This window comes from Ensifer sp. 38_S197, assembly GCF_056924495.1.
The window spans coordinates 3,938,610-3,963,049 of record NZ_JBXOVZ010000002.1; the positions used below are offsets into that span (position 1 = coordinate 3,938,610).

The window sequence follows — 24,440 nt, forward strand, 5'->3', positions numbered from 1 at the left end:
CACCGCCTCCTCAGGCCTTCAGTTTCATGTTTTGCGGATCGACGAAGACCGGATCACAGACCTCGGCGACGATCTCCTGATCGCGCAGCTTGTCAAAGACGATGACCTTCTCGCCATAGCGCTCGCGCCCGGACTTCAGGAAGGCAAGCGCGATGGCGTGCCCCAGGACCGGCGAGAAGCCGGCCGAGCTCACCCAACCCTGGTCGTTCAGCGTCGAGGGCTTCGTTCCCTCCTTCAGGAGATGGGCACCGGCGCGCATGTCCTTATCGGCGTCGACCGGCTTCAGGCCGACGAGCTGCATGCGGTCGGCCGCCGTCAATCCGTAGCGCGTCGACAGGCGCTTGCCGATGAAATCGGCCTTCTGCATCGACAGCATGCGACCGAGGCCGGCGTCGTCGGGCGTGACGCGACCATCGAATTCGGCATGCGTCAGCAACCCCTTCTCCAGGCGCAGCACATTGAGCGCTTCGACACCATAGGCACAGATGTCGTGCGGCCGGCCGGTCTCCATGATCTGGTCCGCAACCGCTTCGCCGTAACCCGCCGGCACTGCCAGCTCGAAGGCGAGTTCCCCGGAGAAGGAGATGCGGAAGAGCCGCGCGGAAACACCGTTTTTCAGAACAATCTTCCGGGCGGAAAGGAACGGAAATGCGTCATCGGAAATGTCGCCGTCGACGATCTGCTGCAATACCGCGCGCGCCTTCGGACCGGCGACCGCCATCTGCGCCCATTGGTCCGTAGACGAGGTGAACCGGACCTCAAGTTCCGGCCAGAGCGCCTGGGCACAATATTCCATGTGGGCCATCACCGGCCCGGCCATCGCCGTTGTCGTCGTCACGAAGAAATGCTCCTCGTCGAACCGGCTCACCGTGCCGTCGTCGAAGACGAAGCCGTCTTCGCGCAGCATCAGGCCATAGCGCGCCTTGCCGACGGGCAGTTTCAGGACCGGGTTGCAATAGAGCCGGTTGAGGAACTCCGCGGCGTCCGGACCGAAAACCTCGATCTTGCCGAGCGTCGAGACGTCGCAGAGGCCGACATTGGCGCGTACGTTCAGCACTTCGCGATCGACGCATTCGCGCCAGGTCTTCTCGCCGGCGCGCGGGAACCAGGCGGAGCGGTACCAGAGCCCCGCCTCGACGAAGGTCGCACCGTTTTTCGTCGCCCAGCCATGCAGTGGCGATTTCCGTGCCGGCACCGCATGTTCGTCGCGCGCCGCGCCCGCAAGTGCGCCGAAGGAAACCGGCGTGTAGAAGGGCCGGAAGGTCGTTGTGCCGACCTCGGCCGGGCTGACGCCGCGCATGCCCGCGAGAATGCCGACGGCATTGATGTTGGAAAGCTTGCCCTGGTCGGTCGCCATGCCGTTGGTCGTGTAGCGCTTGGCATGCTCCACGTGGCCGAAGCCTTCGCGAAGAGCGAGGCCGAGATCCTTCGCATGCACGTCGTTCTGAAAGTCGACGAACGCCTTCGACTTGGCGCCCGGTACGTACCAGAGCGCCGCAAAGGAAGAGGCTTCCTCGCCATCGACGACGGGTGGCGCCGCCGGTGTGACGTTGAAACCGAGTTCCACCGCCACTGCTGCGGCCTTTGCCACGCCATCGGATAGGCAGCCGGCGAGCGCATAGACGCCATTGGCAGCACCGACGGGACGAAGGCCAGCACCGACATCGGGGGCAGCGAACGCCTTCAATTCCTCCGACCAGACCGGTCTTGCACCGCGCTGGCACGCAAGATGCACGACCGGGCTCCAGCCGCCGGACATGCCGAGCGCGTCGCAGGCGATCAGCTCCTCGAAACCGGAGCGTTCGACGACGATGCCTTTGAGGCGTTGCCGGCCCTTGGTATCGACGATCGAGGCAGAACGGATGACCCTGACGCCATCGGGCGCCCGATCGCCGGATTCCGCCCGGGCATCGACGATCGCCGCTATGGCGACGCCTTTGGCAGAAAGCGCGCGCGCCGTGCGATAGCCGGCGCTACCGCTGGTGAAGATCGCGACCGACTTGCCGGCTGCGACACCGTAGCGTTCGGCATAGGTCGTCATGGCACCGGCCATCATTACGCCGGGGCGATCGTTTCCACCGAAGACCAGCGGCCGTTCCTCTGCGCCGGTCGCAAGCAGAGCGCGCTTGGCAACGATGCGCCAGACGCGCTCGCTCACAAGCTTCGACGACGGTTCGGCGACGTGTTTCTGGACGCGTTCGACCGCCCCGAAGACATTGTCGTCGTACCAGCCGAAAACGGTGGCGCGCGGAAGCAGCGTGACGTTCGGCAGCGATTGCAACTCTGCAACTGCACGATCCGCGAAGACCGAAGCCGCGCCGCCGTCAATGGTCTCGGTGGTCGAAAGCAGGGAGCCGCCGAACCGGAAATCCTCGTCCGCGACGATGACGCGCAGCCCGGCACGGCCGGCCGTCAGCGCCGCCATCAGGCCGGCAGGACCGGCACCGACGACGAGCAGATCACAGAACGCCCAGGACTTCTCGTAGCTCTCCGGGTCACGCTCCAGCACGGCCCGTCCGAGGCCGGCGGCGCGGCGGATAAAGGGCTCGTAGACGCGCTCCCAGAATTGCTTCGGCCACATGAAGGTCTTGTAGTAGAAGCCGGCGCCGAGGAACGGCGACAGCAGGCCGTTGGCGGCACCAACATCGAAGCCGAGCGAGGGCCAGCGGTTCTGGCTCTTGGCGGTCAGCCCACCATAAAGTTCGGCGACCGTCACCTTGGTGTTTGCGTCGGTGCGCGCACCGGAACCGATGGTGACGAGTGCGTTCGGCTCGGAAGGCCCGGCACTGACGATGCCGCGCGGCCGATGGTACTTGAAGCTGCGACCGACGAGCAGCTGGTCATTGGCAAGCAGCGCCGAGGCGAGCGTATCGCCGGCAAAGCCGCGTAGCGGTCGGCCGTCGAAGGTGAAGCTCAGCGCCTGGCTGCGATCGACGAGGCCGCCGGAGGAAAGACGATAGCCGGTCATCGCTCGGTCCTCCGCAGAAACTCCACCGCATCGATGACGGAATAGACCTCGTGGGTGCCCGTATCGCGCGCGACCACGAGGAAGCGTCGACAGCCGGCGATGTGATGCCAATGCTCGAAGGTGCGGCCGCGCGGATTGGCACGCACATAGACATAATCGTGCCAGGCTTCGTCCGAATCCATCGGTTCCGGGCGGCCGCGCGACGCGTCGCCGCGGATCGCAAACTCTTCCTTCGGTCGGACCCCGCAGTGCGGGCAGGTAATCAGGCTTGCCATCGTCTTCCGTGTCCTGAAGCCGTGTTGCGGCTTCCTGTTCATTCCGTGCGGGCCGACAGGTCGGCCACGTGCTGTCAATGGAGATTGGGTTGCGGGCCGGCGCCGGCCTCGTCGACGGCATAGCCGCGTGCAAAACGGTCGAGCCTGAGAGCTCTTGCCGCGGGATGCGTGTCGTTCCTGGCGATCAGGTGGGCGAAGCAATAGCCGGAAGCCGGTGTCGCCTTGAAGCCGCCATAGCACCAGCCGCAGTTCAGGTAGAGATTGTCGATCGAGGTGCGGTCGATGATCGGCGATCCGTCCATGCTCATGTCCATGACGCCGCCCCAGGCGCGCAGCACCCGCACCCGCGACAGGCCTGGGATCATCGCCACCCCCTCCTCCATTACGTGCTCGGCGGTCGCGAGGTTGCCGCGCTGGGCGTAGGAAGAATAGCCGTCGATCTCGGCACCAAAGACGAGGCCGCCCTTGTCCGATTGCGAGATGTAGAAGTGGCCGCCGCCATAGACGATCACGTGGTCGATGCAGGGCTTCAGCCCCTCGGTGACGAAGGCCTGCAGCACATGGCTTTCGAGCGGCAGCTTGAGACCCGCCATCTCGCCGACCCGCGACGAATTCCCGGCCGCCGCCAATGCCAGCTTGCCGCAGCCGATGAAGCCTCTGGTGGTCTCGACGCCGGTGACGACGCCGTTTTCGCGGCGGATGCCGGTCACCTCGCAATGTTCGATGATGTCGACGCCGTGCCGGTCGGCGCCACGGGCGTAGCCCCAGGCGACCGCATCATGTCTCGCGGTGCCGGCGCGCCGCTGCAACAGGCCGCCAAGGATTGGATAGCGGGCGTGATCGTAATTGAGGAAGGGGATCATCTTCTTCAACTGCTCACGCTCGATGAGTTCGGCGGCCACCCCCTCCATCCACATCGCGTTGCCGCGCCGGACATAGGCGTCGCGCTGGCCGTCACTGTGGTAAAGCATGATGACGCCGCGCTGCGACAGCATCACATTGTAGTTGAGATCCTGCTCCAGCCCTTCCCAGAGCTTCATCGAGAACTCGTAGAATGGTTCGTTGCCGGGCAGCATGTAGTTGGAGCGCACGATCGTTGTGTTGCGGCCGACATTGCCCGAACCGAGATAGCCTTTCTCCAGAACGGCGACGTTCTTCACGCCGAATTCCTTGGCAAGGTAATAGGCCGTCGAAAGCCCGTGCCCACCGCCGCCGACGATGATCACGTCATAGTGCGGCTTCGGTTGCGGCTGGCGCCATTGCGGCTTCCAATTCAGGTTTCCGGAAAGGGCGTTCCTGACGAGCGAGAAGGCGGAATAACGCATGAAGGCATCCAGTTCAGTTGCATCGGCACATTTGCACAGCCGCGCGGCGGAAGCAAAGACACATGCGCCTCGCAGCTGCAAAAAACCCTTCGCCGGCTCATCATGCAGCTGGCTGGCCGACGGAACGAATCGATGATTGTCGCGAACGGAATGCGCCTACCGCCAAAGCATGACTACCTTCCTATTCTCGATATGTTATGAGGCTGATGACGGACGGAAAGTAAGGGCGAATGCTGGAGATACTGCAACAATCGGCGATTTCAGCGGGTCGGGCCATTCTCGACATCTATAACGCTGGCCCGGAGGTCACCTACAAGCCGGACTGTTCGCCGGTCACCGACGCCGACGCCTGCGCCGAGCGCATCATCCTCGCGGACCTCGCCCGCGCCTTTCCGGAGATTCCGGTTGTCGCCGAGGAAGCGGTCGCCGCCGGTTTCGTGCCTGATATATCCGGCAGATCCTTCTTCCTGGTCGACCCCCTCGATGGCACGAAGGAATTCATCGGCCGGCATGACGACTTTACCGTCAATATCGCGTTGATCGAGAACGGCGCGCCCGTGGCCGGCGTCGTCTACGCGCCCGCACTCGGCATCCTCTATGCCGCCCACCACGGCAAGGCAGTAAAGGCGGTCATCGACGAGACCTTCCACCTCGACAATGAAACTGTCATTGGCTGCCGCAGTTGCGGCGATCGCATGGTGGGACTTGCCAGCCGTTCGCATAACAGCGCCGAAACGACCGCCTACCTCGCCGAGCACGGCATCGTCGACTACAGGGCGGTCGGTTCGTCCCTCAAGTTCTGCCTTCTCGCCGAGGGGCTTGCCGACGTCTATCCACGCTTCAGCCGCACGATGGAATGGGACACGGCCGCGGGCGACGCCATCCTTCGGGCGGCCGGCGGTGAAACCCTGACGATGGACGGCGCGCCGCTCACCTACGGCAAGCGCAACCAGAAGGACGATAGCGACTTCGCCAACCCCTGGTTCGTCTCGCGCGGCAAGCCCTGATTGCTCCTTTCTTTACGGCGGAGCCGCTATCTACGCGTCGCAGTTCTGCGGCCACACCATATTTTCACTTTGGGGTAACCCCGGTCCTCTCCGCGTCCGGCTGGAACAGTGACATGGTCGGGACCTTTTCCCGCACGCGCGCTGAGCCGACAGGCCGTCTCCCTGGCCTACCCTGGCGTTTAAAGGGCATGTGACGGCCGCCTATGCGGCCGGAACAACCGCCCCACCGCGGCGTTCAACACAGGCGACCGGCCACCGCCGCATTCGCTCGACGTTTTCAAAGACAGAACTGGAGCAGGAGAATGAAACAGACAGCCGCCGTGCTGAAGCCCAAGGTCAGGGACGAGGAATTCGACATCGGTCTGACCAAGGCCTATCGCCAACACATGGCCGTAGCGCTTTCCGACATCCTGGCCGAAACTTACAAGCTGGTGATCAAAAGCCACATCTACCATTGGAATGTGGTTGGCCCTCTGTTCAAGCCGCTGCACGAACTGACCGAAGAACACTACAATGCGTTGTTCAAGGCAACCGACATCATCGCCGAACGCATCCGTGCCCTTGGCCATCTCGCCCCGGCGAAACTTGCCGAAGCAAAGACTTTCGCGCCCAGTGCGGCCTCGGTCAGTCATACGACCGCGGCCGAAATGGTGGCGGACCTGATTGCCGATCACGAGGCGGCGGCGCGCCGCATGCGCGAGGCCGGCACCAAGGCCGACGAGAACGGCGACCTCGTCACCACCGACATGCTGACTGAGCGCCTCGATTTCCACGAAAAAGCGCTATGGATGCTGCGGGCTATCGTTGCAGCCTGATCCTTTCGGCACCTGGCATCGATGCGGCGGCGGCGCCGCATCGGAAAGAAATATTCGCGGCGTCCTTCGGCAGGTGGGCACCGTGCGCGCCGTCGGCGACGATGGTTTCGCCGCCATCGACTGCGAGCTCGTCGGTCTTGAATGCGATACGAACGCAAGTTCCTCCTTTGTGAAGGCGCGGAAATGGTCGAGCTGGCGCTACTGCATGTCTCCTTAAATCGACATCGATTCAAGGACGAAGACACGCAGCAAATCAAAATCCTACTGCGGCCTTTGCGCGTCTGACAAGACGCATGGCGCTGTAGGGACAGCCTTGAAAACACATGGTTTTCAGGAGCAGTTCCCGGGAACCCCAATGGACAGGCCGTCTTCGGCGCCCTATGTCTTGCACGCGATCCCGCCACAGGAGTTCCGTCATGTCACATCCTGCCTTCGCCCCCGACAATCTTGCCGTCATCACCGGCGCCGCCTCCGGCATCGGTCTGGCCGCCGCTCGCCACTTCGCCTCGCTCGGCTTGCGCGTCGTGCTCACCGACCTTGCCGGCGAGAAGCTGGACAAGGCAGCGGCCGAAGTCGCCGCCGCCGCGCCCGGTCGAGCGCAACAAATCGTGGCAATACCGACCGACGTGTCGCGGCTCGAAGACCTGGAAGCGCTCGAACGCGGCGTGCATCAGCGGTTCGGCGAGGTGCATGTGCTGATGAACAATGCCGGCATCCAGCCCGGCAGCACGATCCTCGGTCCATTGGCTGCCTGGGAAGCGACGCTTGGCGTCAACCTTTGGGGCGTCATCAACGGTTCTCGCGTTTTCGCGGCACGCATGATCGCGCACGGCAAACCGGCCGTCATCATCAACACCGGCTCGAAGCAAGGCATCACCACGCCGCCGGGCGACCCGGCCTACAATGTCTCGAAGGCAGGCGTGAAGGTCTTCACCGAAGCGCTCGAGCATGAGTTGCGCAACACTGCCGGAAGCCAGGTCCACGCGCATCTCCTCATCCCCGGCTTCGTCTATACCGGGCTGACGGCCCAGGGCCGCAGCGAAAAGCCGGCCGGCGCCTGGACGCCGGAGCAGACCGTCGACTTCATGATGGAAAGCCTGGCGCGCGGCGACTTCTACATTCTCTGCCCCGACAACGACGTCCCCCGCCCCACCGACGAGCGCCGTATTCTGTGGGCCGCCCGCGATATCGTCGAGAACCGGCCGCCGCTGTCGCGCTGGCATCCGGACCACGCGGATGCCTTCAAGGCATTCCTGGAAAAGAGCCGCGACTGATCTTCGCGCGTAAACGCAGCGTTCTCCGCAGCGCTTCTGGCGCCAACGCTCCGTCTCGTGTTTTGTGAGCACATACCAACGAGGGACCGACAATGACGAGCGGCATCCACCACATCACCCTGATCGCCCGCAAGGTCCAGGCAAACGTCGATTTCTATGTCGGCTTCCTGGGCTTGCGGCTCGTCAAGCGGACGGGCGGCTACGAGGATGCCAACCAGTTGCACCTCTTCTATGGCGACGCCGAGGGCTCACCCGGATCGCTCGTCACTTTCCTGATGTGGGAGGATGGCGGCCGCGGACGGGTCGGTCACAGCCAGCCAAGCGAAATCGCCTTCGCCATCCGGCCGGAGAGCATCGGCTTCTGGCTGACCCGCGCGCTGCAATTCAACATCGCCACCTCGGGGCCGTCGCAGGAGTTCGGCGAACCGGTGCTGCGGCTCAAGGATCCGGACGGCGTCATCGTCAAGCTCGTCGGCACTGAGGCGGTTTCCGCCACGGCGCCCTGGAGCACGCGCGACATCCCGGAGGAAGATGCGATCCGACGCCTGCGCGGCGCCACGATCCTCACCGAGAAGCCGGAAGAGTCCGTTCGCTTCCTGAAAACGCATTTCGGTTACAGCGAAACGGCCTCCAGCGACACGATCCGTCGCCTCACCTCCGCCTCCGGCGACGTCATCGACGTGCGCGACGCGACCGGCTTCTGGACGTCCGCGCCCGGAACCGGAACGATCGATCACATCGCCTTCCGCGCTCCCGATCGGGCAGCGGTGGAACGGGTGCGCGACGACCTGCAACGCGATGGCGCCGGCGCCATCAATGCGCATGACCGCAAATACTTCTATTCGCTCTATGTGCGCGAGCCGGGCGGCTCGCTCTACGAACTGGCAAGCGACGTGCCCGGCTTCACGGTCGACGAGCCCAAGGAAACGCTCGGCACCGAGCTTTTCGTCCCCGCGCATTTCAGCGCCGCGAGGGAAGAGATGCTGCTCGCCATGCCGCAATTCGCGCTCCCGGGAGAACCGCGGCTGACGGAGCGCGACCTGCCCTTCGTGCACCGCTTCTATCATCCTGACGTGCTGGATGACCGCACCTTCATGCTGCTTCACGGCAGCGGCGCCAACGAGACACAACTTCTCCACCTCGCCCACCAGGTCAACAGGCAAGCGACGCTCATCGGCATCCGCGGCCGGGCGAACGAAGAAGGCATGCCGCGCTGGTTCCGGCGCTATTCGCCGACGACCTTCGACCAGAAGGACGTGCGCGCGGAGGCCGACGCCTTCGCCGCCTTCGTCGAAGGGGCTGCGGACGGCTACCGGATCGACCTCGATAAGACCGTCTTCATCGGCTATTCCAATGGCGCCAACCTGCTGGTGGCACTGATGCTGTTACATCCGGGCCTCATCCGCAACGTCGTGCTGATGCGCTCGATGCTCGTCATCGACGACGTGCCGCCGCCGAATTTGACCGGCACGAAGGTGCTGTTGCTCACGGGCCAGCACGACAGCTATGGAGAATTCGCGCCCCGGCTGAAGGCGGAGCTGTCACGCACGGGTGCGGACCTGACGGCGGCCGAACTCGACATGGGGCATGAAATCGGCGCTCCGGATATTGCGGCCATTCAACAATGGCTGGAGGACAAGGGGCTCTGAGGGGTCTCCTTCAGCCCGCGGCCGCTCCTCTCTCCGTCATCCTCGGGTCAGGTGTTCAGTCCGTGGAGACAGGTGTTCGGGGAGATAGCTGACACATCAGAGGCTGGATTTGGTCTTGAGGCGATCGGTCCATGCCCTGACGAAAGGTGTTGCGATGAAGAGCGTCGAGAGTTCGCTTGTGTGGCGATGATGGAGGAAGCGAACCGGCCGGAGCTTTGCCGTCGCCCGCCGTTCGCCTCAATCCTTGCTCTGAGCCGCCGCAAAATCCGCGAAAGCCTTGACGAAGGCGGTGAGCCGATCGCGCGCGCCCTCATCTGTCAGCATCCCGTTCGCGTCGAAAAGCGTCTCCGCCCTGGGCAACATCAGCCGCTTGCCCGACCAGAGCTCGGCACCGAGCGTACGCATGACAGGCAGCCAGGCGTTTTGGCTGAGGATGGTGCCGAAATTGCCGGGCGACGCGCCGGCGAGCGCAAACGGCCGGTCGCGAAACACCTTGGCGATATCGGCAGAGGGCCGGCTCAGCCAGTCGATCGCGTTCTTGAACACGCCGGGGATGGAGTTATTGTATTCCGGCGTGAACAGGATGACGCCGTCGGCGGCCATCACCTTCTGCTTGAGCGCCGTCACGGCGTCGGGAATGCCGCTTTCCTTCTCGATATCACCGTCATAGAGCGGAATCCCGTGCAGGGTCGCGGCGTCGAAGTCGACGCCATCCGGCACGTTCTCCGCAGCCGCCCGCATCAGGCCGGTGTTGAACGACGCCTTGCGCAGGCTCCCGGATATGCCGAGGATTTTCGTCATGAGATTTGATCCTTCCTACTCTGCAGGGACCTTGCGGGTGCGCCTCGATACGTGAGGGCGGAATACGGGCTGAAATCCGCACATGTTTTTCCTCCTCGCGCTCAGACGCATAACGCAACAGCCGCCATGATGGGTCCGCTCGAAGAAGATGTCCAACAGGGTCAGAGGGATAGACAAAAATAAGCCGGGGAAGAATCCCCGGCTTGTCGATCGAGCCCAATTGTTAGACCAGCGGCTTCAACCGCGCTTCGATCTGGGCCCGCTTCGGCTCCAGGAACGGCGGCAGCGACAGGCTTTCACCCAGCGTTTCCATCGGTTCATCAACCGCGAAACCGGGCCCGTCTGTCGCGATCTCGAAGAGAACGCCATTCGGCTCGCGGAAATAGAGCGAGCGGAAGTAGTAGCGTTCGACTTCGCCACTCGACGGCAGGCGGAAACCGTTGAGCCGCTCCGTCCATTCCGTCAGTGCCGCGTTGTCGGGCGCCCGGAAGGCGACGTGGTGCACGGCACCGGCGCCCTGCCGGGTAATCGGCAGGCCCGGCTGGACCGCAACGTGCAGTTCCGCCGCGGGACCGCCCTCGCCCATCGTGAAGACATGGACCTGTCCCTGACCATCCGGTGATGGATAGGTGCGGGCCTCGTTCATGTTCATCACATGGGTCAGGACCAACTGGGTGTTGGTGATATCGGGCACGCTGATGGTGATCGGCCCGAGGCCCTTGATCTGGTGCTCGGCCGGAACCGGGCTCCTTTCCCACGGATGCGAGGGCTCAAGCCCACCGTCGTCGACCAGCCGGAAGCGCTGGCCTTCGCTGTCTTCGAAGTCGAGCGAGACGCGCCCATCGATTTCCGCGATCTCACCGGCCGTGACCTTGAGGTCGTCGAAGCGACGCTTCCTTGACCAGCCGCAGCCCGAGCGTCTCGGTGTAGAAACGCAGGTTCTCCGGGGCGTTGGCGGTGATCGCCGTCAGGTGATGGATCCCGGTCAGTTGCAAGCTCATGATTGCCTCCAATGCGTGGCATTACTCTTGAGCACAATATGGGATGTCGTATCGTTTCCGACAGTGGATCAATAAAGAACGGAACGTTCCCGCGAAGTGAACAATCGCCAGGCGACTTTGTTCCTGAACCTGCAGCGATCTAGATGTGGCCGCGGCCAGGGCCGCACGGCCGACCGGCGCAGATTTCAGCGCCGGTTCAGATCGCCGAGATAGGTGTTCTCGAGGCGGGAGATCGCATAGGCTTGGGGGTCGATATCTGCGATCAGCAAGGTCTCGTGACCGGCATCGGCCTTGGCGAGAAGCTGGCCGTCGGGAGCGGCGATGCGCGACAGCCCGGCGAACGAGAACAGCGGATCCGAACCGTGATGGTTTATATAGGCGACGAAAACCTGGTTCTCGAAGGCCCGCGTCTGGATCATGTGCTCGGCGATGAAGGAACCGGACCAGCCGGCCGGTAGCGCCGTCGGCACCAGCACGGCCTCGGCACCGGCCAGCGCCAACCGCCGGACGTTCTCCGGAAACTCGACGTCGTAGCAGATCAGCATGCCGCAGGTGACGCCGCGATGCAGGAACAGCCTGGTCTCGGGTGCGGGCGCCTTGAAGATCGAGCGCTCGTAATCGCCATAGAGGTGAGACTTGCGGTAGACGACCGGCGCCGCATCGCCATCGACATAGACGGCGCTGTTATAGACATCGCCGCCGTCCCGCTCGGCGAAACCCGCAATCAGCGCGATGCCGGCCTCAGACGAGATCGCCTTGAGACGCGCCACGATCGCACCATCCGGCGCTTCGGCGACCGTCGCCAGTGCATCACCGGCGCCGTAGCCGGTGATGCCGAGTTCGGGCGTCAGCAACAGCGTTGCCCCTTGGGTCGCGGCTTCAGCCGCGGCGCGCGCGATGCGATCGAGATTGGCGGCGACGTCTCCCGGCGCCGATTGCATCTGAAGGGCGGCGAGCTTCATCATTTTCCGTCCGTTGACATGGCGCCAAGCAGCTTCGGCAGGTCGCCGAAGCGGGCGACGAGGCCGAAGATCACCGCCGCTGTCGTGACGAAGAGAACCGTCACAGACGCCATGGTCGGTGTGTAGCCGTAGCGAAGCGCATTGAAGATCTTGATCGGCAGCGTTTCCACGGTGAAGCCGACCGTCATGTAGGCAACGATATATTCGTTGAGCGAGAGCACGAAGGCGAAGGCATAACCGGAAACGATGTAAGGCAGGATCAGCGGCAGCACGACGGTGCGGAAGATGGTGCGCTCGTCGGCGCCCATGGTCGAGGCTGCCTCAACGAGGGAACGGTCGATCGACGTGAAGCCAAGCGAGAGCGTCACCAGCGGCAGCGTCACGAAAAAGATCGCGTGGCTGACCACCGCCGTCCAGGGCTGGCCATAGAAGCCGACCGTCGCCCAGAAGGTGAGCATGCCGAGCGCGGTGATGACCGGCGGCAGCGTGAAGGGTGCGACGCCGAGAAGCTGGAAGATGTTTGCCCAGGGCGCGATACGCCGCCACAGGAACCAGGAGAGCGGCAGCGCGATCGCAACGGCAAGTGCTGCCGAGAGCACGGCCAGCGTCACCGACGCAAAGAGGGCGTTGCGCCATTCCGGATTGAGGAAGATCTCGCCATACCAGGAGAGTGAAAAGCCCTGCGGCGGAAACGCGAGCGTCTGCTTCTGGTTGACCGAGACGCCGGCAACGACGATCAGCGGCAATGACAGGAACAGGCCGATCAGGAAGAAATAGGCCTTGCGGAAGATCGAGGTCATGCCGCTTCTCCCTTGCGTCCGGCGATCACGGTGAGCGCCACGAGGCCCAAGGTCACGAGCACGAGGAACACGGCCATGGCCGCGGCGAACGGCATGTTCGACTGGTAGATCGCCTGGTCGGTAATCAACACCGACAGCGTCCAGTGCTGCGGTCGACCGAGAAGCTGCGGCAACAGATAGGAGCCGAGCGCGAAGATGAAGACCATGATCAAGGTGGCGGTGATGGTGTTGCGAAGCGCCGGCACGACCACGGTGAAAAACGCCTTCAGCGGCGAGGCGCCGAGCGTGCGGGCCGCTTCCGTCAAGGTCGGATCGAGACGGACAAGCGCCGGGAAGAGCACCAGCACCGTATAGGGGAAGGCCTGATAGACCATGCCGGTCAAAACGGCCCCAAAACTCGGCGTCAGGGCCTTGGCTTCCGCCATGATGCCGAGTGCGACGAGGATGTTGGTGATGCCGGCGGTGCGCGAAAACAGCGTCGACCAGGCAAAGCCGATGATGACTTCCGAGAGCGACAAGATCGAGAGCAGTGCCACCAGCCAGACCACCTGCACCTTCCGCGCCATGCGCGTCAGCATGTAGGTGAAGGGCAAGGCAAGCACGACGCAGCAGATCGCAACGGTGATCGCGAGCATCAGCGAGAAGCCGAGCACCCCGCCGAAGAAGGCCGAGAGGAAGCGGGCGTAGTTGTCGAAGACGAAGGCCGGCGTATAGAAGCCGCCCTGCTGGCGCTGGAAGAAGCTGACGGCGATCATCGTGCCGAAGGGCACGACGAAGAAGATGATGAGCATCCCCGCCGGAAAGAGAAGCGGCGCGTGATCGCCAAGGGTCTGGGGCGGTTCGCGTCTCATTTCTTCAGCACCACGCAGACGTCAGGGGTGAGCGCGATGCCGACTTCTTGGCCGACGGTGACCTCCGGCCGCTCGCGCGGCGTGGAGACGGCGACGATCTGGCGGCCGGCAATGTCGACGAAGGTCTCGATCGTGCCGCCGAGATCGCGCACGAAAGTGACCTTGCCGGTGAGCGCACCGGCGCCGGGCGCGGTCAGATGCACGTCTTCCGGGCGCACCGAAAGCGTGCCCTTGCTGGCCCCTGCCGGCAGGACGAGGCCGGGCACCACGTGGCCGAGCACTTCGGCGCGGCCAGCGCTGTCGGCCTGGACGTCGAGCAGGTTCGTCTGGCCGATAAAGTCGGCGACGAAACTGTCGGCCGGTCGGCGATAGATCTCGATCGGCGACGCGGCCTGGCGAATCTCGCCGCCGTTCATGACGACGACGGTGTCGGCCATGGTCATTGCTTCGCGCTGGTCGTGGGTGACGACGATGGTGGTGATGCCGAGCTTCTGCTGAAGCTGGCGCAGTTCCACCTGCATCGCCTCACGCAGCTTCGCATCGAGCGCCGAAAGCGGCTCGTCGAGCAGGAAGAGTTTTGGCGAGATCGAAAGCGCCCGCGCAATCGCCACGCGCTGACGCTGGCCGCCGGAGAGCTTGGCGACGGGACGGTCGGCGTAGCCGGAGAGATGGATCATCGACAGAAGCTCGTCGACGCGCTTTTTCTGTTCTTCCTTGGCTTTCCCGCGGATGCGCAAGGGATAGGCGATGTTCTCGCCGACGGTCAGATGCGGAAATAGCGCCAGCGACTGGAAGACCATGCCGAGATTGCGCTTATGCGTCGGGACGCGAGTGATGTCCTCGCCGTCGAGCCGGATCGCGCCGTCCGTCGGCAGGTCGAGGCCGGCGATCATCCGGAGCAGCGTGGTCTTGCCGCAGCCGGAAGGTCCGAGCATGCAGACGAAGGTGCCGTGCGGCACAGTCAGGTCGACATTGTTGACGGCCCTGAAGGCTCCGAATTCCTTGACGACGTTTTGAAGGGCAAGTCCGGACATTGTTTCTCCGCGAGGATGGTCCCCTCCTCCTCATGGGAGGGGTTGAGGCGGGAAGCGGCCGGCAGCCCCTCCCCGTCGTTGGGTTCACTCCTTCCCTGAAGATCAAGGAAGGGTGTCGGTCAAGCTCAGCCGACGATCAGTTCGGTCCACTTCTGGTTCAGCCAATCCGACTTCGTCTGGTAGAGATCGTAGCGCGGAATGATCGGCTCGATGTCGGACGAAACGGCTGCGAATTCCTTGTCGGTCAGATCCGTAACCTCGCGCTTGACGGTCGGCGACGTGCCGACCTTACGCGACAGCGTCGCCTGGATCGAGGGCTGGCACATGTAGTCGATGAAGATATGGGCCTCTTCCGACTTCTGCGAGGCGCGCGACAGCGCCCAGCAACCGGAATCCTGGATGCCGCCTTCCTTCGGGAAGGTCGAACGAACAGGATGGCCGTCGGCGGCGGCAAGGCCGGTCACATCGTGATAATATTGGCCCATCGGGATTTCGCCCGACTTCAGCGACTGCTCGAACTGCGCCTCGTCGCGGTACCACAGGCGGACGTTCGGCTTGACTTCGGCAAGCTTCTCGAACGCCTTCAACAGACCCTCTTCCGTGTCGAGCGCGTTGGTGCCGCCCATGAAGGTCTTGGCCGTCACTTCGAGCAGGAACGAGTTGGAAACGAGGGCCAGCAGGCCGAGCTTGTCGGCGTTTGCCGGATCCCAGAAGGCGGACCAGGAGGTCGGTGCTTCCTTGTAGACGTCGGTGTTGGTCACCAGCGTGATGTACCAGGAAACTGCTCCAATGCCGGCGATGCGGCCATCGGGGTACTTGTTGACGAAACGATCGAGCAGGTTCGATGCGTTCTTGATCTTCGCCGTGTCGATCGGCGTCCAGAGGTCCGTCGCCTGGCCTTTCAGCATCGCGACCTGCGACATCATCGAGACGTCGGCCGGTGCCTGACCGGCGCGAGCGGCCTGTTCGAGCTGGACGAGCCAGGCTTCGCCGGTCGGTTCGGCGATCGATTCGATCGCAATGCCGGTCGCCTTGGTGAATTCCGGGAAGATGTTCTTGTCGAAGGAATCCTTGAAGTAGCCGCCATAGACGCCGACCTTCAGCGACTTGTCCTGCGCCCTGAGGATCGACGGCATCGCCAGCATGGAGGCGCCGGCAAGACCGGCGCCTAGCAGCGTCCGCCGCTTGATGGAAGTGGTGATCATCATCAGTCTCCTTTGTTTCGGCGGTGATCCGCCTTGTTCCCTGTTCTGTTTGATTTCTTGCATATTTTCAGTCTCAGTGCGCGGGTGTTTTGCGTTCCAGCATCCGTGCATATTGCGTCAGCGGATAACACAGCACGAAGAAGATGACCGCGACCAGCCCATAGACCGTGAAAGGTTCGAAGGTCGCATTATTGATCGCATTGGCGGTTCTGAGAAGCTCTTCGAAGCCGATGATCGAGGTGAGCGCCGTGCTCTTGATCAGTTGCACGAGGAACCCGACCGCCGCTGGCCGGGTGATGGCGAAGGCCTGCGGCAGGATGACGAGGCGCAGTTCCTGAAACCGGTGCAGACCGAGGCTCGCGCCCGCATCCCATTGGCCGCGCGGCAGTGCCTCCACGCCGCCCCGCCAGATCTCGGCGAGGTAGGCGCTGGCATAGAAAGTGAGCCCGAGTGCCGCCGCCGTCCAGGGTTCGATGCGGAAGCCGAGCATCGGCAGGCCGAAGAACATCAGGAAGAGCTGCATCAAAAGCGGCGTGCCCTGGAAGAGCGCGATGTAGCCGGAGCCGAAACGGCGCAGCCACGGGCGTTCGGCGATGCGGGCCGCCAGGATGGCGAGTCCCACCGCCGCTCCGCCGGCGAAGGCGACGATCGACAAAAGCACCGTCCAGCGTGTGGCGAAGATCAGGTTGCGCAGGATGTCCCAGAAGGTGAATTCGATCATGACACGCCGGCTCCGAGTACTCGCCGACCACCGGCAACGAAGAGCCGTCGCATCGCCATCGACAGGCCAAGATAGATCAGCGTGACGACGAAATAGGTCTCGAAGGACCGGAAGGTGCGCGCCTGCAGAAGATCCGCCTCGTGCGCAAGCTCCCGCACCGCGATCTGCGAGACGACGGCCGATTCCAGCATCATGATGATGACCTGGCTGGTGAGCGCCGGAAAGATCACCTTCAGCGCCTGCGGCAGGATGATCTTGACGAAGACCTGGCGGGGTTTGAGCCCGAGCGCGAAGGCCGCCTCGCTCTGCCCCTTCGGCACCGCGTCGAGCCCGGCGCCGACGATCTCCGTCGTGTAGGCGGCCATGTTGAGCGTCATCGCCAGGATCGCCGCAAGGATCGGATCGAGCCGGATGCCGAGGCTCGGCAGGCCGAAAAAGATGAAGAACAATTGCACCAGGAACGGCGTGTTCCTGACGACCTCGACATAAACGGCCACTGCCTTGCGCAGCATACCGTAGCGGCTGCGGCGGGCGGCGGCAAAGAGAATGCTGATCAGGATGCCGAGCACCGTCGTGCAGGCAATCAGGAACACGGTCATGGCCGCGCCATGGGCGATCGCACCCGCGGCGTCCTTGAGCCAACCGAAGCTGAGGCCGTAACCCATCGTCGCAACCTTCCTCAAGAGAGAAGCGGAGAGCGTCGCTCCCCGCCTCCGTCAAGCTCTGTTAGTCCTTGAGGTTCTCGGGGTTGAGCGGCGTCTTCAGCCAGGCCTCGGAGCTCGCGTTCAGCTTGCCGTCGGCGAGCATCTTGGCGACCGTGTCGTTGACCGCCTTCTTCAGGCCCTCTTCGTTCTTGTTGAGGCCGATATGCGACGGCGAGGTCAAGAGCTGGAACTTCTGCTCCGGCTTCAGCGCCTCCTGGCGGGCCAGCACCTGGGCGCCGACGTCGTTGCCGACGACCATCAGCTGCGTCTGGCCGGAGATAAAGGCCTGGATCACCGCATTGTAGTTGTCGAAACGCTGGATATCGGCATTGGTGGGCGCCGCCTCGGTGAGCGAGGTATCCTCCAGCGTGCCACGGTTGACGGCGATGGTCTTCTCCGCAAGGTCTTCCTTGCCGGCGACCTTCAGTTCCGCCGGGCCGATGACGGCGATGTAGTACGGTGCATAGGCAGCCGCGAAGTCGATCACCTCGGCGCGCTCCTTGGAGAAGCCGACGCTCATCAGGATATCGACGCGCTTGTCGTTGAGATAGGGAATGCGGTTCTGGCCGGTGACGCTGACCAGGTTCAGTTTGACACCGAGATCGTCGGCAATCCGCTGGGCGACGTCGACGTCGTAGCCCTTGATGCTCATGTCGGCGCTGGCCGAGGAGAAGGGCGGGAAGTCGGAGAAGATGCCGACATTGATCTGGCCGGCGGACTTGATGTCGGCGAGCGCATCGGCCTTGGCGATGCCGGCGGCGGCACCCAGCATCAGGGCGGCGGCCAATACTGTCTTTAGTTTTGTCTGGATCGTCATGGTTATTCCCCTACCCGGAAGCTTTGTGATTGTGACGTCTGGTGGTCGGCTGCCGTTTCCGGTCCGGCAGCCGACGAAGATTTGCCAGGCCTCAGGCGGACTTGCCCGTGATCGCCGGGCTGAAGACCATGAGGCTGAGGATTTCGAAGAGCACCTGGGCGCCAGCATGGGCCGTGTTGGTGGTCGAGTCATACTGCGGCGCCACTTCGACGACGTCGCCGCCGACGAGGTTGATGCCCTTGAGGCCACGGATCAGCTCCAGCACTTCGCGGGTTGTAAGGCCGCCCACTTCCGGCGTGCCGGTGCCCGGCGCGAAGGACGGATCGAGGCTGTCGATATCGAAGGAGAGATAGGTCGGGCCATCGCCGACGATCTTCTTCGCCTTTTCGATGATCGCGGGAATGCCGAGGCCGGTCACATCTTCGGCGTGGATGACGGTCATGCCGGACTCGTAGGAGAACTCCCAGAGATATTCGGCCGAGCCGCGGATGCCGATCTGGACCACGCGGGTCGGGTCGAGCACGCCGTCGAGCACGGCATTGCGGAACGGGCCGCCGTGGTGGAACTTGGTCAGGTCGTAGGCGCCGCCTGTGTCGCAGTGCGCATCGATGTGGATCATGCCGACCGGACGCGTCTTGCCGACCGCCTTCAGGATCGGATGCGTGATCGAATGGTCACCGCCGACCGAGAGCGGCAGCACGCCGGCATCGACGATCTGGTTGATGCGCTTCTCGATATCCTCATGGCTGAGCTCCAGCCGGTAGCGGCTCTGGAACGGCACGTCGCCGATATCGGCAACACGGAGTTCCTGCACCGGGGTGCAGCCGAGCACGTGGTTGTAAGGGCCGATACGCTCGATTGCACGCAGCGCCCGCGGTCCGAAACGCGAGCCCGGGCGGTTGGTGACGCCGAGATCCATGGGGATGCCGACGATCGCGACCTGCAGATTGCCGAAATCCGGGTTTTCCGCATCGACAGGCATGTGCGGCGCGGTCAGGAAGGTCGGGATGCCGGAATAGGGCGCAAGGCGCGTGCCGCTCTTGTTGAAGATCTTGTCGGCAACCTTGCGGAAGGTCGGGTCGAACAGTTCGCCGCCATGGCTTTCGCCGTATTTCGCCTTCAGTTCGGCAAGCTTGTTGTCGTCCCAGGCCATTGGTGCAGTCCTCCGTCATCCATAGCCCGGGCATGCGCTGAAAAGCGCCACAGATATCTCACTGCGGATGAAGCCGGTTCGTCCGGCGCGATCATGTTCCCCAGGCTTTTTCGCCTTTGTTGACGAATATTAGGCGGCAATTCCTCTGGAAAATCAATTGACATTGTTATAGCGTTTCGTGTGAGAAAAATTCACATAACGAAACCTCGCCGGAACCCGCCGCTTTGTCCAGCCGCCTGCCACCGCTCAACCCCTTGCGCGCCTTCGAAGCGACGGCGCGGCGGGGTTCCGTGTCGGCGGCCGCACGCGAACTGAACGTCACCCACGGCGCGATCAGCCACCAGATCCGCGCGCTGGAACTCTCGGTGAAGGCAGCCCTTTTCGAGCGCGGCGGCAAGCGGCTGAAGCTCACGCCACAGGGCGCATTGCTGCTGCCGGCCGTGACCCATGCCTTCGCCGAGATCGCCGCGGCGACCGCAGCAATGACGCGGCCGACGACGAGCGGCGAACTCCGGATAACCTGCGTCCCCGCACTCCTTTCCTTCTGGCTGATCCCGCGGCTGCACCTCTTCACCGAGCAGTATCCGGATGTGCGCCTGACGCTGATCGCCTCCAACGACGAAGCCTATCTGCATTCGCCCGATGTCGACGTCTGCGTGATCTACGGCGACGGCAATTGGTCGGGCGCCTGGGCCAAGCTCTGGAGCCGGCTGGAACTTTTCCCGGTCGTCAGCCCGACGCTCCTCAACATGCGGCCACTGCGTTCGGTGCGGGACCTGCGCGATCACGTGATGCTGCATGGCGACGACGGTCGCGAGTGGAACACCTGGCTCGCTGCGGCCGACGCCAGCGACCTGCAACGCGGCCAGCAGCATTTCATGAGCGACGCGCGGCTTTCGACCGAGGCGGCGCTGCACAACCAGGGCGTGGCGCTCGGCGATACGATCACCGCCGGCAGCCTGATCGCCCGCGGCGAACTGATCGCCCCCTTCGACCTGACCGTGCCTGCCAACGACGCCTTTTTCGTCGCCTGCCGCAACGAAGTGCTGGCAGCCCCGATCGTGCGCATCTTCATCGACTGGATGTTCGCGGCGCTCGAAAACGACCCGATGCCCGAACTCCAGACCTCGGCGCGCACGATTATTCGCAGCCGCACCTCGAAATCCGAGCCGACAGATCGTAAATCGAGGACCGACGGCTTTCAGCCGGTCTCGGCGCCGAGCCGTGCCCGCCGCCCCGATCGCCCACAGAAACGTAAAGCCAAGACCTAAAGCGGGATGAGGAAAAGTGTATACGGTTTTCCGCATCCCGCTTGAATCTATCTAACGCAGGAACACCCGCCATGCCGCATTTCAACCCGCTCGTCGAAAAGCTCTCGCCGCCGCCCGTGCCCTCCGTGCTGGCCTGGGCGAAATCCTACGACGGCTCCCGTGGCCCATTGATCGACCTGTCGCAGGCGGTGCCCGGCTATCCTGCCCATCCGGACATGCTGGCCTGGCTCGGCGAGGCCGCCGCCTCCACCGCCTATACCGGCTACGGCGCGATCGAGGGCGAAGCGGTCCTGCGTGACGCCTATGCCGCCCATGTCGCCGGGCTTTACGGCGCAGCGGTCACGGCCGACAACATCCACATCACCTCGGGCTGCAACCAGGCGTTCATCTGCGCGGCGATGGCGATCGCCGGCGCGGGCGATACGGTCCTGATGACCAACCCCTATTACTTCAACCAGGAAACGACGCTGGCGATGCTCGGCATCAACGTCGAACTCGTGCCCTGCGACGCCGGCGCCGGCTTCCTGCCCGAGGTCGACGCGATTGCCGCAGCGCTTCGCCCCGGCATCCGAGCGCTCGCACTCGTTTCGCCCAACAACCCGACCGGCGCCGTCTATCCGCCGGAACTGCTTAACCGTATCCACGCGGCCTGCCGCGCCAAGGGCGTCTGGCTGATCCTCGACGAGACCTATCGTGACTTCCTGCCGGATGCCTCTGCCGCGCCGCATGGCCTGCTTGCGGGCGAAGCCTGGCAGGAGAGCTTCATCGGCCTCTACAGCTTCTCCAAGTCCTTCTGCATCCCAGGCCATCGCCTGGGCGCGATTACCGCCGGTCCGGCCGTCATCGAACAGGTGGCGAAGATCATGGACAACTTGCAGATCTGCGCGCCGCGCTCCGCCCAGGCCGCCGTTGCCAAGGCGCTTCCCGCGCTTGCCGACTGGCGCCAGGGCAACCGCGCCGAGATCGCCGCGCGCGCCGACGCGTTGAGGGACGTGATGAGCCGCCTGCCGAAGTGGAAGCTGCAGGCGGTCGGCGCCTATTTCGCCTATGTCCGCCACCCCTTCCCGGACATCGATTCCCAGTTCATCGCGGAGAAGCTCGCCAAGCTCGCCGGCGTCGTCTGCCTGCCGGGCGATTATTTCGGCGAAGGCCAGGAGAACTACCTGCGCTTCGCCTTCGCCAATGCGGATGCCGAAACGATCCGCAAGCTCGAAGAGCGGCTGGCGAACTTCACGCCGCCGGGCCTTTAAGACTTTGAAGTAACGCAATTCCGGACGGAAAACCGTTTCACATCTTTCCTGGAATTGCTCTGAAGAAAGCGCGCGGCGTTATCCGCGCCGCGCGATCAGGATGCCGAGAAGAACGATCGCCCCGCCGATCGCCTGCATCAGCCCGACCGGCTCGGCAAGCAGGACCCAGGCCAGGATCGCCGCCACGACCGGCTGCAAGAGCAGGGTCAGCGAAGAAAAGGCAGGCGGCAAATAGGCGAGCGCATAGGTGATCGCGACTTGCCCGCCGGCATGGCTGACGAAGGCGAGACCGAACAGCATCGCCCAGCCGAAGGCGGTCGGCGGCAAGAGCGACGGCTCGAAGAGCACCGCCATCGGCAGCATGCAGATCGCCGCCGAGGCCGTGCTCCAGATCATGATGCGCACGGTGCTGAACAGGCTGCGCAGCCGCCCGATCGCCAGGATGTAGCCGGCATAGAACATCGCCGCGACGACGGCGATGCCGTCACCCAGCAGATTGCCGTCGCCGAGCGCCATCGGTCCGCCCTTGAGGATCACCACGCCCGCGACCGCCGTTACGAGGCCGATCGCGAAAATGGCGCTGATCCGCGCGCGGAACAGAAGCCAGCTCGCAAGCGTCACGAAAACAGGCGCGAGATTGGCGAGAAGCGTGGCGTTGGCGACGGATGTCTTGGTCAGCGCATAGTGCCAGGCACCGAGATCGATCGCGAGAAATACGCCGGGCAGGATCAAGAGCGCATATTCCGACAGCTTTTCCGGACGCCGCCCTCCGGCGCCCTCCTCGCGAAACCAGATCCAGGCGAGAAGTGGAATCAGGGCCAGCGCCACGCGCCAGAAGGCGGTCGCCATCGGCCCCACCTCCGACAGCCGCACGAAGATCGGCGAGCCACCGATCGCAGCGCCGCCGATGAGAAGGGCCGCCATGGCGACGCGATTTTGGGCCGAGGAATGATGTGCGTGGGTCACGGGAGGCATCCGGAAAGGAGCGGTCGTCTGAGGTGGGTAGCAGACGAGCTATCAGATGGCGGCTTGCGGTGACAGTCCTTGTGCGCCGAAGCCTGAAAGAAAAACGGCCGCCGCGGGTTGCGACGGCCGTCTTTCAAGGGGCGTTATGCCTTGCTCAGGCGGCGTCGGGAACATGGATGGTCTTCACTTCGAGGAAGTCCTCGAGGCCGAAGATACCGCCTTCGCGGCCATTGCCCGACTGCTTGTAACCACCGAACGGGCTGCCGTAGCGATGCGGTCCGCCATTGATATGCACCATGCCGGCGCGCAGGCGCGCGGCGACGCGCTCGGCCCTTTTCGGATCGCCCGTCTGTACATAGGCCGCGAGGCCGTAGTTGGTGTCGTTGGCGATCGCGATCGCTTCTTCCTCGGTGTCGAAGGGAATGATCGCAAGCACCGGTCCGAACACTTCTTCGCGGGCGATGCGCATGTCGTTGTTGACGTCGGCAAAGATCGTCGGCTTGACGAAGTAGCCGGTCTCGAAGCCTTCGGGCTTGCCGGCACCGCCGACGAGAAGACGCGCGCCTTCGGCAATACCCGCCTCGATCAGCGCCTGCACCCGGCCGAACTGGATATGGCTGACGAGCGGGCCGATATGGCTGCCTTCCTGCGTCGGGTCACCCACCTTCGCCTCGCGGCCGACGCGCTTGGCGATCTCGACCGCCTGGTCGTAGACGCTGCGCTCGACCAGCATACGGGTCGGCGCATCGCAGGACTGGCCGGAATTGTTGAAGCATTCCAGCACGCTGCCGGTGACGCGGTCTTCGAGATCGGCGTCGGCAAAGACGATGTTCGGCGACTTGCCGCCAAGCTCGAGCGTCACACGCTTGACGGTCTCGGCCGCATCCTTGCTGACGGCGATGCCGGCGCGGGTCGAGCCGGTGAACGACATCATGTCGATGTCGCGGTGCTTCGAGAGCGCGGCGCCGGCATGGATACCGTCGCCATTGACGAGGTTGAAGACGCCGGCCGGGAAGCCTGCTTCATGCACCATCTCGGCATAGAGCATCGCGTTCAGCGGCGTGAACTCGCTCGGCTTCAAAACGCAGGTCGAACCGGTCGCCAGCGCCGGCACCACCTTCAGCGCGATCTGGTTGATCGGCCAGTTCCAAGGCGTGATCAGGCCGCAGACACCGATCGGCTCGCGCAGGATCACGTCGCCGTTCGGCAGCCGGTCGCGGGTCTTCAGACGCTTCAGCGCGTCGATGAAGCCCTGGAGATGGCCGACGCCGACATCGGCCTGCTGTTCGCGCGTCATGGTCTTCGGCGCACCGAGTTCCATGGTGATCGTGTCGACCATCTCGTCATAGCGGCGCTTGTAGACGGCGAGCAGTTTTTCGAGCAGCGCCAGCCGCTCTTCGACGCTTGTTTGGCTATAGGTTGCAAAGGCCTTCTTGGCGGCGGCAACGGCGCGGTCGATATCCTCGGCCGTGCCCATCGAGATCACGGCAACGGGCTTTTCGGTCGCCGGGTTCAAGACCTCCAGATCGTTGGCAACGACCGGATCCACCCAGGCGCCGTTGATGTAGAACTTGCATTTGTCGAGCATTCG

Annotated in this window: 21 protein-coding genes and 1 pseudogene; 6 read left to right on the plus strand and 16 right to left on the minus strand. The window is 63.8% G+C overall.

All coding sequences use genetic code 11. The features are described from left to right. Positions 1–10: 10 nt before the first annotated feature. The 3 genes from AC1Z3V_RS32150 to AC1Z3V_RS32160 form a co-directional block, all read right to left on the minus strand. Positions 11–2,968, minus strand: a complete 2,958-nt coding sequence (locus AC1Z3V_RS32150) for a sarcosine oxidase subunit alpha family protein (RefSeq protein WP_483504043.1) — start codon at positions 2,966–2,968, stop codon at positions 11–13. Next, on the minus strand, positions 2,965–3,243 hold the full coding sequence (locus tag AC1Z3V_RS32155) for a sarcosine oxidase subunit delta (protein WP_483504044.1): 279 nt from the start codon (positions 3,241–3,243) through the stop codon (positions 2,965–2,967). Before AC1Z3V_RS32155 ends, AC1Z3V_RS32150 begins: the two co-directional genes overlap by 4 nt. Positions 3,244–3,317: 74 nt before the next feature. Then, complete coding sequence (locus tag AC1Z3V_RS32160) at positions 3,318–4,568, minus strand: sarcosine oxidase subunit beta family protein (RefSeq protein ID WP_483504045.1); 1,251 nt, start codon at positions 4,566–4,568, stop codon at positions 3,318–3,320. A gap of 230 nt (positions 4,569–4,798) precedes the next feature. Between AC1Z3V_RS32160 and cysQ the strand changes: the two genes are divergently transcribed. From cysQ to AC1Z3V_RS32180, 4 genes are all read left to right on the plus strand, one after another. Further along, positions 4,799–5,575, plus strand: a complete 777-nt coding sequence (cysQ, locus tag AC1Z3V_RS32165) for a 3'(2'),5'-bisphosphate nucleotidase CysQ (protein WP_483504046.1) — start codon at positions 4,799–4,801, stop codon at positions 5,573–5,575. Positions 5,576–5,877: 302 nt separating this feature from the next. After that, positions 5,878–6,390, plus strand: coding sequence for a Dps family protein (locus AC1Z3V_RS32170; protein WP_429820355.1), 513 nt, complete (start codon positions 5,878–5,880; stop codon positions 6,388–6,390). 416 nt (positions 6,391–6,806) lie between these two features. Next, on the plus strand, positions 6,807–7,664 hold the full coding sequence (locus tag AC1Z3V_RS32175; protein WP_483504047.1) for an SDR family NAD(P)-dependent oxidoreductase: 858 nt from the start codon (positions 6,807–6,809) through the stop codon (positions 7,662–7,664). Positions 7,665–7,756: 92 nt separating this feature from the next. Then, entirely contained in the window at positions 7,757–9,313 is a 1,557-nt protein-coding gene (locus AC1Z3V_RS32180; protein WP_483504048.1) for a VOC family protein, read from the plus strand. 237 nt (positions 9,314–9,550) lie between these two features. On the opposite strand, the gene AC1Z3V_RS32185 is transcribed toward AC1Z3V_RS32180, so the two are convergent. The 11 genes and pseudogenes from AC1Z3V_RS32185 to speB form a co-directional block, all read right to left on the minus strand. Beyond that, positions 9,551–10,114, minus strand: coding sequence for an NADPH-dependent FMN reductase (locus AC1Z3V_RS32185; protein ID WP_483504049.1), 564 nt, complete (start codon positions 10,112–10,114; stop codon positions 9,551–9,553). Positions 10,115–10,337: 223 nt separating this feature from the next. Beyond that, positions 10,338–11,115, minus strand: a pseudogene (locus AC1Z3V_RS32190) (VOC family protein). 185 nt (positions 11,116–11,300) lie between these two features. Next, the gene (locus AC1Z3V_RS32195; protein WP_483504050.1) at positions 11,301–12,080 is read right to left on the minus strand and encodes a carbon-nitrogen hydrolase family protein; all 780 of its coding nucleotides are present in this window, start codon (positions 12,078–12,080) and stop codon (positions 11,301–11,303) included. Next, positions 12,077–12,877 carry an ABC transporter permease gene (locus AC1Z3V_RS32200; RefSeq protein ID WP_483504051.1) on the minus strand — a complete coding sequence of 267 codons (801 nt, stop codon included), beginning with the start codon at positions 12,875–12,877 and terminating at the stop codon, positions 12,077–12,079. Before AC1Z3V_RS32200 ends, AC1Z3V_RS32195 begins: the two co-directional genes overlap by 4 nt. Continuing rightward, positions 12,874–13,728 (minus strand): ABC transporter permease, encoded by an 855-nt coding sequence (locus AC1Z3V_RS32205; RefSeq protein WP_483504052.1) that lies wholly within the window; start codon positions 13,726–13,728, stop codon positions 12,874–12,876. Before AC1Z3V_RS32205 ends, AC1Z3V_RS32200 begins: the two co-directional genes overlap by 4 nt. After that, complete coding sequence (locus AC1Z3V_RS32210) at positions 13,725–14,762, minus strand: ABC transporter ATP-binding protein (protein WP_483504053.1); 1,038 nt, start codon at positions 14,760–14,762, stop codon at positions 13,725–13,727. Before AC1Z3V_RS32210 ends, AC1Z3V_RS32205 begins: the two co-directional genes overlap by 4 nt. A 125-nt stretch (positions 14,763–14,887) precedes the next feature. Next, complete coding sequence (locus AC1Z3V_RS32215; protein ID WP_429820372.1) at positions 14,888–15,967, minus strand: ABC transporter substrate-binding protein; 1,080 nt, start codon at positions 15,965–15,967, stop codon at positions 14,888–14,890. A 73-nt stretch (positions 15,968–16,040) separates the two neighbouring features. After that, positions 16,041–16,688 carry an amino acid ABC transporter permease gene (locus AC1Z3V_RS32220; RefSeq protein WP_429820374.1) on the minus strand — a complete coding sequence of 216 codons (648 nt, stop codon included), beginning with the start codon at positions 16,686–16,688 and terminating at the stop codon, positions 16,041–16,043. After that, positions 16,685–17,353 (minus strand): amino acid ABC transporter permease, encoded by a 669-nt coding sequence (locus tag AC1Z3V_RS32225; RefSeq protein ID WP_429820376.1) that lies wholly within the window; start codon positions 17,351–17,353, stop codon positions 16,685–16,687. The genes AC1Z3V_RS32220 and AC1Z3V_RS32225 overlap by 4 nt, the downstream gene beginning before the upstream one ends. Positions 17,354–17,414: 61 nt before the next feature. Beyond that, entirely contained in the window at positions 17,415–18,209 is a 795-nt protein-coding gene (locus tag AC1Z3V_RS32230; protein WP_429820378.1) for a transporter substrate-binding domain-containing protein, read from the minus strand. Between the two features lie 91 nt (positions 18,210–18,300). Next, entirely contained in the window at positions 18,301–19,362 is a 1,062-nt protein-coding gene (speB, locus tag AC1Z3V_RS32235) for an agmatinase (RefSeq protein WP_483504054.1), read from the minus strand. Positions 19,363–19,586: 224 nt separating this feature from the next. Here speB and AC1Z3V_RS32240 point away from each other — a divergent pair, with 224 nt between their 5' ends. Together AC1Z3V_RS32240 and AC1Z3V_RS32245 are read left to right on the plus strand one after the other, a co-directional pair. Further along, positions 19,587–20,633 (plus strand): LysR substrate-binding domain-containing protein, encoded by a 1,047-nt coding sequence (locus tag AC1Z3V_RS32240; protein ID WP_483504055.1) that lies wholly within the window; start codon positions 19,587–19,589, stop codon positions 20,631–20,633. Positions 20,634–20,704: 71 nt separating this feature from the next. Continuing rightward, on the plus strand, positions 20,705–21,883 hold the full coding sequence (locus tag AC1Z3V_RS32245) for an aminotransferase (RefSeq protein WP_483504056.1): 1,179 nt from the start codon (positions 20,705–20,707) through the stop codon (positions 21,881–21,883). Positions 21,884–21,961: 78 nt separating this feature from the next. Here AC1Z3V_RS32245 and AC1Z3V_RS32250 read toward each other — a convergent pair whose 3' ends face one another. Further along, on the minus strand, positions 21,962–22,807 hold the full coding sequence (locus tag AC1Z3V_RS32250) for a DMT family transporter (RefSeq protein ID WP_483504193.1): 846 nt from the start codon (positions 22,805–22,807) through the stop codon (positions 21,962–21,964). Between the two features lie 196 nt (positions 22,808–23,003). Continuing rightward, positions 23,004–24,437: an aldehyde dehydrogenase family protein gene (locus AC1Z3V_RS32255; RefSeq protein WP_483504057.1), complete on the minus strand. Its 1,434-nt coding sequence runs from the start codon at positions 24,435–24,437 to the stop codon at positions 23,004–23,006. Positions 24,438–24,440: the final 3 nt, after the last annotated feature.